This window comes from Cohnella massiliensis (genome assembly GCF_900169535.1).
Classification (GTDB): Bacteria; Bacillota; Bacilli; order Paenibacillales; family Paenibacillaceae; genus Cohnella; species Cohnella algarum.
In genome coordinates this window covers 457,572-471,250 of the sequence record NZ_LT821258.1, presented here as the reverse complement: position 1 = coordinate 471,250, position 13,679 = coordinate 457,572, and the positions used below count along the sequence as shown (strand labels likewise).

Here is a 13,679-nt window from a genome sequence, read left to right as displayed (position 1 = left end):
CCATGCTGGAGAAGAAAGGAAGAGAAGCGATTGATCAAGGCAGTCGTGTTCGATTTTGACGGAACGATATTGGATACCGAGTCGGTGGCGTACGACGCGTTTTGCGACATCTTCTCGGACCACGGCCAGAAGCTGGAGCTCGAACGCTGGGCGCTGGGAATCGGCACGTGGGGCGCCTACGACCCTTACGAGGATTTGGAGCGGCTTTGCGGCCGACCGATCGACCGCCCGGCCGTTGAACGTCTGTTCAACGAACGGTTCGCCGCCAAGTCCAAAGAAGTCGAGCTTCGGCCGGGCGTCATCGCGACGCTGGAAGAAGCGAAGCGGCGGGATTTGCGCATCGGTCTTGCGACGAGCTCTTACCGCCGCTCGGTCGAACCGCATCTGAGGGAGCACGGGCTGCTCGCTTATTTCGATGCGATCCATACGGCGGACGAGGTGGAAAAAGTCAAGCCCGACCCGGCGCTGTACAAGCTTGCGCTCGCATCGCTAGGCGTCCGCGGAAACGAAGCGGTCGCGATCGAAGATTCCGTCAACGGGCTGAGGGCGGCGAAGGCCGCCGGCATGTACGGCATCGCCGTGCCGAACCCGCTGACGGAAGGAATGGACTTTTCCGAAGCCGATCTGAAAATCGCTTCGCTTGCCGAGCAGCCGCTGTCCGATTGGATCGGCCGGTTCGGCTGAAGCCGCGCGGCCAAGGCCGGCAGGCGCGCGCGGACGGGCGGGCGGACGCGGGCGGGGCGGGAACCGCGCCCGCCCGCCGTCAACCTTTGCGGTATTGGCCGGGCGAGATTCCTTCCAGCTTTTTGAACACTTTGCTGGAATATTTCTCGTCGGCATAGCCGACCATGTTCGCGACCTCGGCAATCCGCAAGCGGGGATTGAGCAGCAGCCGCTTCGCTTTGCCGATCCGGACCCGCCCGAGAAAATCGGACAGATTCTCCCCGAACTCCTGTTTGAATTTCCGCGAAATGTATTCCCGGCTCAAGTAAAAATGGCCGGCGATCTCCTGCAGCGTCAACTCCCGGTTATAATTCGACTCGATGTATTTGGCGATTTCGCGCATCGCGTTTTTCTCTTTCGGCCGCTCGACGCCGCAAGTCGAAGAAAGAGAAAGCAGCCAATCGCCGAGCTGGCGCTCCCATGCCGGCAAGGACAGGCAGCCGGCGGCGTCGAACGGGGCGGGAAACGGAGCCGCGGCTTCCTCCTCGGCCGGCATCGTCCCGGGAACGCCCGGTTCGCTCGCCGGTCCGGCTCCCGGCAACTCGAGACAGGTTTCGCTGCCGAAGCGCCGCGCGAGCGGAACAGTAGGAAGCCCCGGCTCCTTCCGGCAAAACGGCCGTTTGCCCGATGCCGAAGTCGAACCGGCTCCCTAGCACGAGCTGCAGTCCCTCGTTCATGTTTACGAGCGTCTCGCGCAGCTTGTCCGGCCGGCTCGGTTTCGTTCAAAGGAAACGAAGTGTTCGAAAAATGGATCCGCTACGTCGATCTCGTGTTCAAGTACAGCCAGAAGGACAAGCTGACGACGGATTACGCGACGCAGGTCGCCAATTTCGCGTCCGGCAAGGCGGCGATGATTCAGCAGGGCAACTGGATTCAAGGCGACATCGACAAGGTGGCGCAACTGAACCTAGGCATGATGCCGATTCCGATCGACGACGGCGGCAAGGAGCGCATTTACACCGGTCCGGCGAATTTCTGGATCGTCAACGGCAAGTCCGAGCATCCGGAAGAAGCGAAAGCGTTCCTGAACTGGCTCGTCTCCTCCGAAACCGGCAAAACATATTTGGTTCGGGATTTCAAGTTCATCCCCGCGCTCGTCACGATTCCGGCGACGGAGGCCGACATCGGCCAGCTCGGCGCGGCGGTATCGCAGCAGGCCAAGGAAGCGGGCGGCTGGCATTGGGGGCGCTATCCGGACGGCGTCATCCAGGGCTGGGGAGCCGCGATGCAGGAATACCAGGGAGGCCGGATCGACAAGGATCAGCTGTTCGACAAGCTCGATCAGGCCGTGAAGGAAATCGTGCGGAAATAGGCGGCAACCGATCGACCGCCGAAGTCTCAACCGGCGGGGCGCCAAGGGCCGGAACGTTAATCGACCAAGCATCGACCGCCGGGGCCTCGCCCGGCGGTTGTTATCGTTCCTTTCTTGCAATGGCCCCGGGCCGGCTGACGCTGCAGGGCGCCGTCCGGACGCCCCGGGAGAGAATTCGGTGCGTGCGAGCGCAATCCTGTACGTACAAGTTTCAAGTTATGCTATAATGGAAGAAAAAGCTTTTCGAGGTGAATCGGTTTGAATTCGCAGTCTCCGAAATATATGCGGCTCAAAGAAGAGATCGTTTCCTGGATTGCCGGCGGGCGCTACCGTCCCGGAGACAAGCTGCCTTCGGAGAACGAGCTGTCCGAGCAGTTCGGGCTCAGCCGCCAAACGGTTCGCCAATCGATCGGGGAGCTTGTGCAGGAAGGCTGGCTGTCCCGCGAGCAAGGGAAAGGAACGTTCGTCGCCCGGCTGTCCGGAGAACGGAGAAACGCGGGCGCGAACCGGACGGTCGGCCTGATTACGACTTACATTTCGGATTATATCTTTCCGTCGATCGTCCGAGGGGTGGAAAGCGCCTTGAAGGATCGGGGCTACCGGCTGCTGCTGTCCAGCACGGACAACCGGAAGGACCGCGAGCGGGAAAGCCTGGAAATGATGCTCGGGCAAGGGGTGTGCGGGCTGATCGTCGAGCCGACGCGAAGCGCGGAGGGCAATCCGAATTTCGACGCCTACATGGCGCTCGAATATCACGGCATTCCTTTGCTGATGATCAACGAAAGCTATCCCGACCTCGATTTCCCTTGCGTCAAGCTCGACGACGAAGCGGGAGGAAGGCTTGCGACCGAGCATTTGCTGGAGCTCGGGCATCGCCGGGTGGCGGGATTTTTCAAAACGGACGATCTGCAGGGAAGCCGCCGGCTGAAGGGCTTTTTGCAGGCGCACCGCGAGCGCAGGCTGGCGGTCGAGCCCGGCATGCTCGTCCGTTACGAGACCGAGCGGAAGGAGGAGCGGCCGCAAGCGGCGCTGCGCGAGCTGCTGGCGATGCCGAACCGGCCGACGGCCATCGTTTGCTACAACGATCAGCTGGCCGTGGCGCTGCTCGACGCGGTGCGGGAAGCCGGCTTGCGCGTCCCCGAAGATTTGTCGATCGTCGGATTCGACGATTCGTTTTTGGCGACGGCGACGGAAATCAAGCTGACGACGGTGGCGCACCCGAAGGCGGAAATGGGGAAGACGGCGGCAGGCATGCTCATCTCGATGCTCGAAGGCGAATCGCCGCCCGGGGGAGCGGCGAACGTTTTTCCGCCCCGTCTCGTCGTCCGGCAGTCGACGGCCGCCGTTCCGGCCGAAACGTGACCGAAGCCGTTTTGGCTTTCCCTCTCGACACACATGTACGTACAAGTGTATAATGAAGGCATCAACCATAGGAGCACTTATCGTACAACTTTAACAGTCGGACGGAGATGGCCGGAGAAAGGCTCCGGCAAAGGCTCCGTCGGCCGGAAAGGGTGAAACCGCTTGCTGGAACCGTTGAAAGAAAGCGTTTGCAAAGCGAACAAGGCGCTGCCGGGGTACGGGCTTGTCACGTTTACATGGGGCAATGTCAGCGGCTTCGACCGCGACAGCGGCCTGATGGTCATCAAGCCGAGCGGGGTGGCTTACGAGGATCTGACGCCGGAGCAAATGGTCGTCGTCGATCCGGACGGCAACGTCGTGGAGGGCAATCTCCGCCCGTCCTCGGATACGCCGACGCACCTGGTGCTGTATCGAGAGTTTCCGGGGATCGGAGGCATCGTGCACACCCATTCGTCCTGGGCGACGATCTGGTCGCAGGCGGGCCAGGGCATTCCGGCGCTCGGGACGACGCACGGCGATTATTTTCACGGGACGATTCCCTGCACCCGGCCGATGACGGCGGAAGAAATCAAGGGCGAGTACGAGCGCGAGACGGGCAACGTCATCGTCGAGACGTTCCGGGGCCTCGATCCGAAAGCGGTTCCCGGCGTGCTCGTGTACAGCCACGCGCCGTTCGCGTGGGGCAAAAATCCGATGGACGCGCTGCGCAACGCCGTCGTGCTGGAGGAAGTGGCCAAGATGGCCTACCATACCCGGCAGTTGAACGGCGGCATTCCCTCGATGCAGCAGGAGCTGCTCGACAAGCACTATTTGCGCAAGCACGGGGCGTCCGCTTATTACGGGCAGCCGGGCAAGGAGGACGGACGATGAGCAAAAAATACGCGATAGGCGTCGATTACGGGACGCAGTCGGGACGCGCGGTGCTGGTGGATTTGAGCAACGGCCATGAGGTGGCCGACCATGTGACGCCGTATCCGCACGGCGTCATCGACGAAAAGCTGCCGGGAACGGGCAAGGCGCTCGGGCACGACTGGGCGCTGCAGCATCCGGACGATTATATGGAAGTGCTGCGGCAATCGGTTCCGGCCGTGCTGCGGCAATCCGGCGTCGCGGCGGACGACGTGATCGGCCTCGGCATCGATTTTACGGCGTGCACGATGCTGCCGATCGACGAGGCGGGCGTGCCGCTGTGTCTGAAGCCCGAGTGGCAAGACAATCCCCACGGCTGGGTCAAGCTGTGGAAGCACCATGCGGCGCAGGACGAGGCGGACCGGCTGAACGCGATCGCGGCGGAGCGCGGGGAAAAGTTTCTGCCCCGGTACGGCGGCAAAATTTCGTCGGAGTGGATGATTGCGAAAGTTTGGCAGATTTTGAACGAGGCGCCCGCCGTTTACGAAGCGGCCGACCGGTTCGCGGAAGCGACCGACTGGGTGATCTCGCAGCTGACCGGGAAGTTCGTTCGCAACAGCTGCACGGCCGGATACAAGTCGATCTGGCATAAGCGGGACGGCTACCCGAGCCGCGAGTTTTTCAAGGCGCTCGACCCGCGGCTCGAGCTGTTGACGGAAACGAAGCTGCGCGGGGAAATCGTGCCGCTCGGCACGAAGGCGGGCGAAATTACGCCGGCGATGGCGGAGCTGACGGGACTCAGGGCGGGAACGGCGGTCGCCGTCGGCAACGTCGACGCGCATGCCGCCGTGCCGGGGGTCGGCGTCACGGAAGAAGGCAAGCTGGTGATGGCGATGGGGACGTCGATCTGCCATATGCTGCTCGGCACGAAGGAAGTCGAAGTGGAAGGCATGTGCGGCGTCGTCGAGGACGGCATCATCCCGGGGTATATGGGCTACGAAGCCGGACAGTCCGCGGTGGGCGATATTTTCGAATGGTTCGTCGAGGAAGCGGTGCCGGCGTACGTGAAGGAAGCGGCGGACAAGGAAGGCGTCGGCGTGCATCAATGGCTGACGGAACGGGCGGCCGCTTACAAGCCGGGCCAGTCGGGCCTTGTGGCGCTCGACTGGTGGAACGGCAACCGGTCGGTGCTGGTCGACGCGAACCTGACGGGCGTCATGGTCGGCTATACGCTGCTGACGAAGCCGGAGGAGGTTTACCGCGCGCTGCTGGAGGCGACGGCATACGGAACGCGGGCGATCATCGACGCGTTCCACGGGAGCGGCGTGCCGGTGCGCGAGGTGTACGCGTGCGGCGGCCTGCCGCAGAAAAACCGCCTCCTGATGCAAATTTACGCGGACGTGACGAACCGCGAGATCAAGATCGCGGACTCGAAGCAGACGCCGGCGGTCGGGGCGGCGATGTTCGGCGCGGTGGCGGCCGGCAGCGCGAAGGGCGGCTACGACAGCATCGTGGACGCGGCGAAAGCGATGGCGCGGGTACGGGAAGAGACGTTCAAGCCGATTCCGGAGAACGTCGCGGTGTACGAGCGGCTGTATCGGGAATACCGCAAGCTGCACGACTATTTCGGCCGCGGGGAAAACGACGTGATGAAGCGGCTGAAGGCGCTGAAGGACGAGGTTACGCCGTCGGCGCATTAAAAGCCTGCGCCGGGACAACTCGCGGCGCAAGCAATAAGGCGGGACGAAGCGGGCAATCGGCTCGCTTCGTCCTTTTTATCGATCCAACCGCACGGCGCGGGCGGCGGCGGAACCGCCCTTCCTTCCGAGCACGGAATCGAGGATGATCCGCGAAGCGATGGCGCTGTATACGGTGCCGTTTCCGCCGTATCCGAGCGCGCAGTAGCGGCCCGGGCGCAGCGGATCCTCGCCCAGCCAGGGCAGGCCGTCCTCGGATTCCCCGAACGTGCCGCACCACTCGTAGGCGACCGCGAGCTCCTTCTCCCAACCGGGAAACAGCCGTTTCAGCTCGGCCAGCAAGCGCCGGGATCGCTGCCCGAGCTCGCTTTTCGTCATAACCGGCCTGCGAATCGGCTCGTCCAGTCCGCCGGCGATAATCCGATTGTCCGGCGTCGTTCGAATGTACAAATAAGGCCGCGCCGTCTCCCACAGCAGATAGCGCCCGTGCCAGCCGGCGAGGGAAGGCAGCGGCTCGGTCGCGATGACGTAGGATCGGGTCAGCTTCGCTTTGACCCACTCGTTGCCGGCTTCTTCGGGAGTATACCCGACCGCGTAGATCAGATGCTCCGTCTCGATCGTGCCCGAGCCCGTTTCGACGACGAACTTTCCTTTCTCCCCGGCAACGGACAGCATCGGCGTATGCTCGTGAATGACCAGCCCATGGGCGGCGGCGTCTTCGGCCAAGGCGGTGACGAAAAAGTACGGGTTGATTTCCCCGTCGCCGTGCGTGACGATCGCGGCGGGTTTGCGGAACGGGAATTCGCGTTCGATGCGGTTTCCGTCCCACCATTCGACTCCGAAATCGTGGCGGTCGAGCAGCTCGTATTCGTCCCGGAGCTTTTGAACGTCGGCTTCGACGCTGGCGAAATACAGGCTCGATCTCCGTTTGACCCCGACATCCCGGGGGAGGGCTTCCGCCGTAAGGCACAGCCGCTCCACCGCCTGTTTGCATTCCCGGTAAAAAGCGACCGCCTCCCTCTCCCCGATTTGCCTCGAAAGCTCCGTCAGCGGCGTGTCGTTGGCGTATTGGAGCAGCCCGGTATTGGCCGAAGAGCTGCCGGATGCGATTTTTCCCCGGTCGATGACGATGGCGTCGATCCCGTTTCTCGCGAGCAGATGCCCGCACAAAATGCCGGTCATGCCGCCGCCGACGATAAGCGCCTTGCATGCCGCGGAACCTTCCAATGCCGGATAAGCCGGAGTATTCGGCCGGGTCGCCGGCCAATACAGCGAGCCGTAATGCAGCGTCAATTGGGTCCCCTCCATCGGATTCGCGTAGATTAAAGTATGCTCCAATCCGTTGTCGGGCTTTCTCTCGTCCCGGCTTTCGTCTACAATAAAGGACAGACTATGGAGAGAGGCGAGAGCAGACATGGATGGGAGAATGCTTGGCGATTCGTCGCCGTTTGGCTGGGGCGGCTACGGCGCTTCCCGGGAACGGAACGATCGCCGGTGGAAGCGGCTCGATTTTCTTTTAATTGCCATTTTAACTCTTTTTGCCGCTTTGACTTCATTAATCGATCTCGGCAACCGCTCGGCGGCCCAAACGTTTTGGAAGCCCGGCTCGGCCGGCGAAGGCTTTATCGTCGATTTCGGAGACGTTCGGAAGGTAGACCGCATCAATTTGTACGAAGGACCCGGAGCGACCGGGGAGAGCAAAATCGAATCCTCGGCCGACGGGACGAACTGGGAACCGTACTTAACCGTCGAGCATAAAACGAACCGCGTGTTCACGTGGAAGCACGAGGACAAATCGGTCGAAGCCCGCTACATGCGATTTACGACGGTGAGGACGGGGTTCCGGCTGTACGAAGCCGGCTTTTTCGCGAAAGAGAACGAAACCCCTCTCGCGATCGCCGGAATCACGCCGCTCGAAAGCGCAAACCCGGATGCCGAGGGCAGCGGCGATCTCGTGTTCGACGAGCAGTCCGAGGTGCCTTACCGTCCCGACTACCGCAACGGCATGTACTTCGACGAAATTTATCACGGGCGGACGGCTTATGAATTTATCGAGCAAATGGAACCCTATGAAAATACGCACCCTCCGCTCGGAAAATGGCTTCTTTCGTGGGGGGTCGAATGGTTCGGCATGACCCCGTACGGCTGGCGGTTTATGGCCGCGATTTGCGGAACCGCCATGGTGCCGTTGTTTTATGCCGTCGCCAAGGGCATGTTCGGACGGACGCGTTACGCTTTTTTGGCTACGCTGCTGCTTGTGCTGGAAGGATTTCGCCTCGTCCACTCGCGGATGGCCAACGTCGATATTTTCGGCGTCACGTTCACCATCGCCATGTATTATGCCATGTACCGGTTCGGCCAATCGGCCTGGCGGGGCGGACGCATCGCGCCTTCGGTCGGCTGGCTGGCCTTGTCCGGCTTCTTCTTCGGCTGCGCCGCGTCGGTCAAATGGAACTATCTGTACGGGGGAGCCGGGCTTGCCATTTTGTTCGCATTCGCGCTTTACCGGCGCTGGCGGGAACACCGTCTGCAACGGGAGCGGGGCTACTTCAAGCGGCTTATGGCCGTCCTGCTCGCGGCGGTGCTGTTTTTCGTCGTCGTTCCGGTCGGCGTTTACGCGGTCTCTTACATCCCGTTCGTGAAGGCGACGAAGGCGGACGACGCGGTAAACGCGAAGGATCTGTGGCAATTCCAGAAAAACATGTACCACTACCACGAAGGGGTCAAGGAGGAGCATCCTTACTCGTCGAAGTGGTACACATGGCCGGAAATGCTGCGGCCCGTCTGGTATTACGGAGGCAAGGATCTGCCGGCCGGACAGGCCCAAAGCATCGCCGCGATCGGCAATCCGCTGATCTGGTGGATCGGACTGCTCGCCATGCTGGCCTCGTGGGCGATCGGCTTGGCGCGGCGGGACAAGGTCGTGCTGACGATCGCGGTCATGTATTTGTCGTTTTACGTGCCGTGGATGGTCGCGCCGCGAAGCATCACGTTCCTGTATCATTATTTCCCGATGGTGCCGCTGCTCATCTTGTCCATCGTCTGGATGCTCCGGTGGCTGGAGGACAATTTCGCGTTCGGGCGGAAAGCGACGGCGCTGACGGTCGGAGGAGCCGCCGTTTTGTTCGTCTGGTTTTACCCGGTGTTCACCGGCATGACGATCAGCAGGGAATGGATGAACATCGCGCTTCGCTGGCTGCCGAGCTGGGGATTTTAGGGTTAGGGGTGTAATTATGGGCCGTGCCGTTTTTCTATCGGTCGTCGTGCCGATGTACAACGAGGAAGAAGTCATTGAAACGACGTATCGGCGGATGACGCAGGCGTTGGAAAATTTGGGCGAAACGTACGAGCTGGTGTTCGTCAACGACGGGAGCCGGGACCGTACGGCGAACATCGTGCGCGACTTGGGGAAAAGCGACGGCCGCGTGAAGCTGGTCGATTTCTCTCGCAATTTCGGACACCAGATCGCGGTTACGGCCGGCATGGACTATGCTTCGGGCCGGGTCGTCGTCCTGATCGACGCCGATTTGCAGGACCCGCCGGAGCTGATTCCGGACATGGTCGCCCTTTGGCGGCAGGGCTATGACGTCGTCTATGGAAAAAGAACCGTCCGCAAAGGCGAGTCATGGTTCAAAAAAACGACCGCGTCGCTGTTTTACCGGACGCTGCACGCGATGACTTCGGTCAGCATTCCGCTCGACACGGGAGACTTCCGCCTGATGGACCGGAAAGTGTGCGACGCGATCGGCAGCATGCGGGAGCGCAGCCGGTTCATTCGCGGAATGGTGAGCTGGGCCGGGTTTCGCCAGACGGCGCTGGAATACGTGCGCGAGGAGCGGTTCGCCGGCGAGACGAAATATCCGCTGAGGAAAATGATCCGCCTGTCGCTGGACGCGATTACGTCGTTCTCGACGAAGCCGCTGAAATTCGCCGGCATTCTCGGCTTCGTCATGTCCGCGGCAGGGTTCGTTTATCTGATCGTCGTGCTTTGCCAGCGCATTTTTACGGATACGACGATTCAGGGCTGGACGTCGACGATCGTCATCAGCCTGCTGTTTCACGGCATTACGCTTTCGCTCTTGGGCGTGCTGGGCGAGTATATCGGCCGAACGTACGAAGAAGCGAAGCGGCGGCCGCTTTATTTGGTGGCGGATACGTTCAATCTGGAACGCGGAGAAGAGGAGAGCGACTCCGGCCGCGAACGGCGGCGGGAGGAAGAACCGGTCGGCCGCGGCATGCGGGATTAGCCTAAGATCAGGAGGAGAACGGCGATGTGCGAATGGTGCGGGCACGATCATGAAGACGAATTTCCCGCCGACGTCCCCCTTGTCGTAACGACGAGAGGCGGCCGGCCCGAAAACAGGCACCGGGGCCGAATCAGCGTCGTCCGGACGGACAGCGGCGAAGAGCTGGAGGCGTTCGGGGACACGAAGGCGAGAGCTTTTATCCGTTCGACGGGCAAGCCGATGCAGGCGATCGAACCGCTGCTGGGCGGCGTCGCGGAAGCTTTCGGCTGGGAGGACCGGCATTTGGCGATGCTGGCCGCCTCGCACCGGGGCCATCCGGCGCAGATGGCGGCGCTGGATGACATGCTGGCCAAGTCGGGCGTGCCCGAGGAGGCCTACGTATTCGGGGCGGGAGCGCCGATCAACGTCCGGTCCCGCGACGAATGGGCGCGCGGCGGCGGCGCTCCGCGCAAAGCGTTTCACACGTGCGCCGGCAAGCATCTCGGCATGCTGGCCTGGTGCAAGCTGCAGGGCTGGCCGCTTGCCGGCTACGAGCGGCCGGAGCATCCCGCGCAGCAGCGGATCCTTCGCCGCGTGCGCGATTGGCTGGGCGCCGGCGAAGCGGAGACGGCGACAGGCAAGGACGGCTGCGGCCTGCCCGTCGTCGCCGTGCCGCTGTGGCGGGTGGCGCTCGGGTACGGGCGCCTCGCCTGCCCGGACGCGGCGCCGGACCGGGAGGCGGCCGAAGCCGTCGCAAAGGTGACGGCGGCGATGAACCGCTGTCCGGAGCTCGTGGAGGGAAGCGGCCGACTGGCCAGCCTGCTGCTCGCCGATCCGAACGTCGTCGCCAAAAGCGGCGCCCAGGGTTTGTTCGCCTTCGGGCTGCGCAAGGAGCGGATCGGCGTGGCGATCCACCTGTCCGACGGCTCGGAAGCGTCTTGGGGGCCGATCGTCATTTCCCTGCTCGAACGGCTGGGCGGCGTTTCGGAAGCGACGATGGAGACGCTCCGCGAGCGGTTCCCCCGTTCGTTCGAGAACGATGCCGGAGCGGTTGCCGGAACGCGGGACGTCGTTTTTTAGACGCTCTGGCGGGTCGTCCATCGATTCGGCCGCACGCATAGGGCATCGTTCGTCCGGTACCGCCAGCACCGCGCGCACCTTTCCGGCGCGCGGTGTTTCGCGTCATGGGCACGGTCGGGCGTCATAAAGGCGGAAAATTCGGGCACATTCGGCGTTTCGAGCGGTTGTCGGCGTCATGAAGGCGGAGAATTCGGACACATTCGGCGCGCGAGACCTGTCACCGGACCTGCGTCCGGTAATCGCTCGGCGACTGCCCGTATTGCCGGCGGAACTGCTTGGAGAAATAAAGCGAATCGGCGAATCCGACGGAAGAGGCGATTTGCTCGATCGTCAGCTCCGGCCGCTCCCGGAGCAGCCTGCGGCCGTGATCCACTCTCGTTCGCGTAAGAAACGCGATCGGCGTCAGCCCCGTGCTCCGGCGGAAGATTCGGGAAAGATACGCCCGGTTGTACCCGAGCGCCTCGGCCATCGCTTCGATCGTCACCGGCTCCGCGTATTGGGTGGACAAATATCCCGCGATCTGGCGCACCAGCTCCTCGGCATGGGAATCGGGCCTCAGCCGCGCCGGCCGCAAGCCCTCGGAGGCCGCCTGCAGCCCGGCAAGCATGAGGTGCAGATGACCGGCCGCTTCAAGCGAAGCGGAAGACCTCCTGGAACGGAAAGCCTCATATATTTTTTTGCAGCGTTCCCCCGCTTTTTTGTCGCCGCGCGAATCGACGATCGGAACATCCGGGCCGAGCCCGGCTTCCGCGACGAGATTCGCCGCGTTTTTTCCCGAAAACGCGACCCAGCGATAATGCCAAGGTTCCTGCTCGTCGGATACGTAACTGACCAGCTGCCCGGGCCGAATGAGAAAGCTGTGTCCGCCCCGCAGCTCCGCGCTCTTATCTTCGGTAACAAATGTCCCGCGCCCCGAGATGACATGATGGAACAAATAGTAATCGACGATTTTCGGTCCGACCCGATGGCTCGGACGGGTTTGGCTTTCGCCCGCGAACAGGACGGCAAGCTCCGGCTCGTAACCGGGATCTAAGAGCACGGGATTCGATGCCACATGGTATGTCGGCGATTTCGGCATGTCGCGGCCTCCTTGTCTGCGCATTTATTTTACCATGCCAAGGCGCGATTTCGGGAGACCGAAGTCACATTTCTCCATATGAAGCGCACATCCCGCCATTTTGCGCGGGCAGAGGATTCTATATACTGATAGTAACCAATCTGTTTCAAACAAGGAGAGAGGAAAGGCATATGCCGCAAATTTCGGAACTGAAACGGGAGTTTACGCAGCGCTTCGGCGAGCGCGAAGACGAGATTCGCGTTTTTCACGCCCCGGGTCGCGTCAATCTGATCGGGGAGCATACGGATTACAACGGCGGCGCGGTGTTCCCGGCCGCGCTTACGTTCGGGACGACGCTGCTCATTCGCAAGCGCGGCGACCGGCAGCTGGGTCTGGCTTCGACCAACTTTCCGCTTTCGCATGCGATACCGGTCGACGGGATCGTTTTCAAAGAAGAAGACGATTGGATGAACTACCCGAAAGGGATCGTATGGGAATTGGCGTTTCGCGGCATCGGGCTGTCGACGGGCTACGATCTGCTTTTCCACGGAGAAATTCCGAACGGCGCCGGATTGTCCTCCTCCGCGTCGATCGAGGTCGTAACCGCCTACGCCCTTCTGATCATGGAAGGACGCAAGGCCGACACCGTCGAAATCGCCGTCTGGTCGCAGCATGCGGAAAACGAATTCGTCGGCGTCAAATGCGGCATTATGGACCAGTTCGCCGTCGCCAACGGGAAAAAGGAGCACGCGATCCATCTGAACTGCGACACGCTCGACTACGAGCTTGTCCCGTTCCGCTCGGGCGACTGCAAGCTGATTATCGGCAACACGAACAAACGCCGCGGCCTCGTCGATTCCAAATACAACGAGCGCCGCTCCCAGTGCGAGCAGGCGGTCAAGGACCTTCGCTCCGTTTTCCCGGAGCTGCAACTGCTCGGACAGCTGACGCTCGAAGAATACCGGGCGAACGAATCCCGCATCGAAGACGAGACCGTCCGCCGGAGAGCGCGGCACGTCGCGGAAGAAATCGACCGCGTGAAGCGGTCGATCGAGGTGCTGACGCGGGGCGACCTGGCCGCCTTCGGGACGCTGATGAACGCTTCGCACGATTCGCTGCGCGATCTGTACGAAGTCACGGGAGCCGAACTCGACGCGATGGTCGATGCCGCGCGCGAAGTGCCGGGCGTGCTCGGTTCCCGCATGACGGGCGCCGGATTCGGCGGGTGCACGATTTCGCTCGTGCGCGATTCTTCGGTCAACCGGTTCATTGAAGAGGTAGGCGCCAAATACGAGGCGGCAACCGGATTGAAGCCGGACTTTTACGTGTGCGATATCGGCGACGGAGTCCGCGAATGGAAAGGGGAAGCTTAA

The 13,679-nt window shown here is 62.1% G+C and carries 12 protein-coding genes; 9 read left to right on the top strand and 3 right to left on the bottom strand.

Annotation, left to right across the window (positions count from 1 at the left end):
* Positions 1-30 precede the first annotated feature (30 nt).
* On the top strand, positions 31-684 hold the full coding sequence (locus tag B7E11_RS11850; protein ID WP_080834577.1) for an HAD family hydrolase: 654 nt from the start codon (positions 31-33) through the stop codon (positions 682-684).
* A 79-nt stretch (positions 685-763) separates the two neighbouring features.
* On the opposite strand, the gene B7E11_RS11845 is transcribed toward B7E11_RS11850, so the two are convergent.
* Entirely contained in the window at positions 764-1,219 is a 456-nt protein-coding gene (locus B7E11_RS11845; RefSeq protein WP_080835492.1) for a helix-turn-helix transcriptional regulator, read from the bottom strand.
* A gap of 240 nt (positions 1,220-1,459) precedes the next feature.
* Between B7E11_RS11845 and B7E11_RS30960 the strand changes: the two genes are divergently transcribed.
* From B7E11_RS30960 to B7E11_RS11825, 4 genes are all read left to right on the top strand, one after another.
* Positions 1,460-2,035, top strand: coding sequence for an extracellular solute-binding protein (locus tag B7E11_RS30960; protein WP_245809687.1), 576 nt, complete (start codon positions 1,460-1,462; stop codon positions 2,033-2,035).
* 258 nt (positions 2,036-2,293) lie between these two features.
* Positions 2,294-3,397 (top strand): GntR family transcriptional regulator, encoded by a 1,104-nt coding sequence (locus B7E11_RS11835; RefSeq protein ID WP_275901463.1) that lies wholly within the window; start codon positions 2,294-2,296, stop codon positions 3,395-3,397.
* Between the two features lie 162 nt (positions 3,398-3,559).
* On the top strand, positions 3,560-4,267 hold the full coding sequence (gene araD / locus B7E11_RS11830) for an L-ribulose-5-phosphate 4-epimerase (protein WP_080834575.1): 708 nt from the start codon (positions 3,560-3,562) through the stop codon (positions 4,265-4,267).
* On the top strand, positions 4,264-5,946 hold the full coding sequence (locus B7E11_RS11825; protein WP_080834573.1) for a ribulokinase: 1,683 nt from the start codon (positions 4,264-4,266) through the stop codon (positions 5,944-5,946). Before araD ends, B7E11_RS11825 begins: the two co-directional genes overlap by 4 nt.
* 75 nt (positions 5,947-6,021) lie before the next feature.
* Here the strand turns inward: B7E11_RS11825 and B7E11_RS11820 are convergent, their stop codons facing one another.
* Positions 6,022-7,236: an NAD(P)/FAD-dependent oxidoreductase gene (locus B7E11_RS11820; protein WP_176220705.1), complete on the bottom strand. Its 1,215-nt coding sequence runs from the start codon at positions 7,234-7,236 to the stop codon at positions 6,022-6,024.
* A 121-nt stretch (positions 7,237-7,357) separates the two neighbouring features.
* Between B7E11_RS11820 and B7E11_RS11815 the strand changes: the two genes are divergently transcribed.
* Genes B7E11_RS11815 through B7E11_RS11805 form a run of 3 tightly spaced genes read left to right on the top strand, consistent with a single transcriptional unit; the run spans position 7,358 to position 11,249 of the window.
* Entirely contained in the window at positions 7,358-9,160 is a 1,803-nt protein-coding gene (locus B7E11_RS11815; RefSeq protein WP_080834570.1) for a phospholipid carrier-dependent glycosyltransferase, read from the top strand.
* A gap of 16 nt (positions 9,161-9,176) precedes the next feature.
* Positions 9,177-10,190 (top strand): glycosyltransferase family 2 protein, encoded by a 1,014-nt coding sequence (locus B7E11_RS11810; protein ID WP_080834567.1) that lies wholly within the window; start codon positions 9,177-9,179, stop codon positions 10,188-10,190.
* 24 nt (positions 10,191-10,214) lie between these two features.
* Positions 10,215-11,249, top strand: a complete 1,035-nt coding sequence (locus B7E11_RS11805) for an asparaginase (RefSeq protein ID WP_080834565.1) — start codon at positions 10,215-10,217, stop codon at positions 11,247-11,249.
* Positions 11,250-11,466: 217 nt separating this feature from the next.
* Here B7E11_RS11805 and B7E11_RS11800 read toward each other — a convergent pair whose 3' ends face one another.
* Positions 11,467-12,327 (bottom strand): AraC family transcriptional regulator, encoded by an 861-nt coding sequence (locus B7E11_RS11800; RefSeq protein WP_080834564.1) that lies wholly within the window; start codon positions 12,325-12,327, stop codon positions 11,467-11,469.
* A gap of 170 nt (positions 12,328-12,497) precedes the next feature.
* On the opposite strand from B7E11_RS11800, the gene B7E11_RS11795 reads away from it, so the two are divergent.
* Complete coding sequence (locus B7E11_RS11795; protein ID WP_080834562.1) at positions 12,498-13,679, top strand: galactokinase; 1,182 nt, start codon at positions 12,498-12,500, stop codon at positions 13,677-13,679.

Bases quoted from the DNA above. Each gene is read 5' to 3' on its own strand.
- B7E11_RS11845 (WP_080835492.1), bottom strand. From the start codon at position 1,219: ATGCCGGCCGAGGAGGAAGCCGCGGCTCCGTTTCCCGCCCCGTTCGAC.
- B7E11_RS11825 (WP_080834573.1), top strand. From the start codon at position 4,264: ATGAGCAAAAAATACGCGATAGGCGTCGATTACGGGACGCAGTCGGGA.
- B7E11_RS11815 (WP_080834570.1), top strand. From the start codon at position 7,358: ATGGATGGGAGAATGCTTGGCGATTCGTCGCCGTTTGGCTGGGGCGGC.
- B7E11_RS11810 (WP_080834567.1), top strand. From the start codon at position 9,177: ATGGGCCGTGCCGTTTTTCTATCGGTCGTCGTGCCGATGTACAACGAG.
- B7E11_RS11805 (WP_080834565.1), top strand. From the start codon at position 10,215: ATGTGCGAATGGTGCGGGCACGATCATGAAGACGAATTTCCCGCCGAC.
- B7E11_RS11800 (WP_080834564.1), bottom strand. From the start codon at position 12,327: ATGCCGAAATCGCCGACATACCATGTGGCATCGAATCCCGTGCTCTTA.
- B7E11_RS11795 (WP_080834562.1), top strand. From the start codon at position 12,498: ATGCCGCAAATTTCGGAACTGAAACGGGAGTTTACGCAGCGCTTCGGC.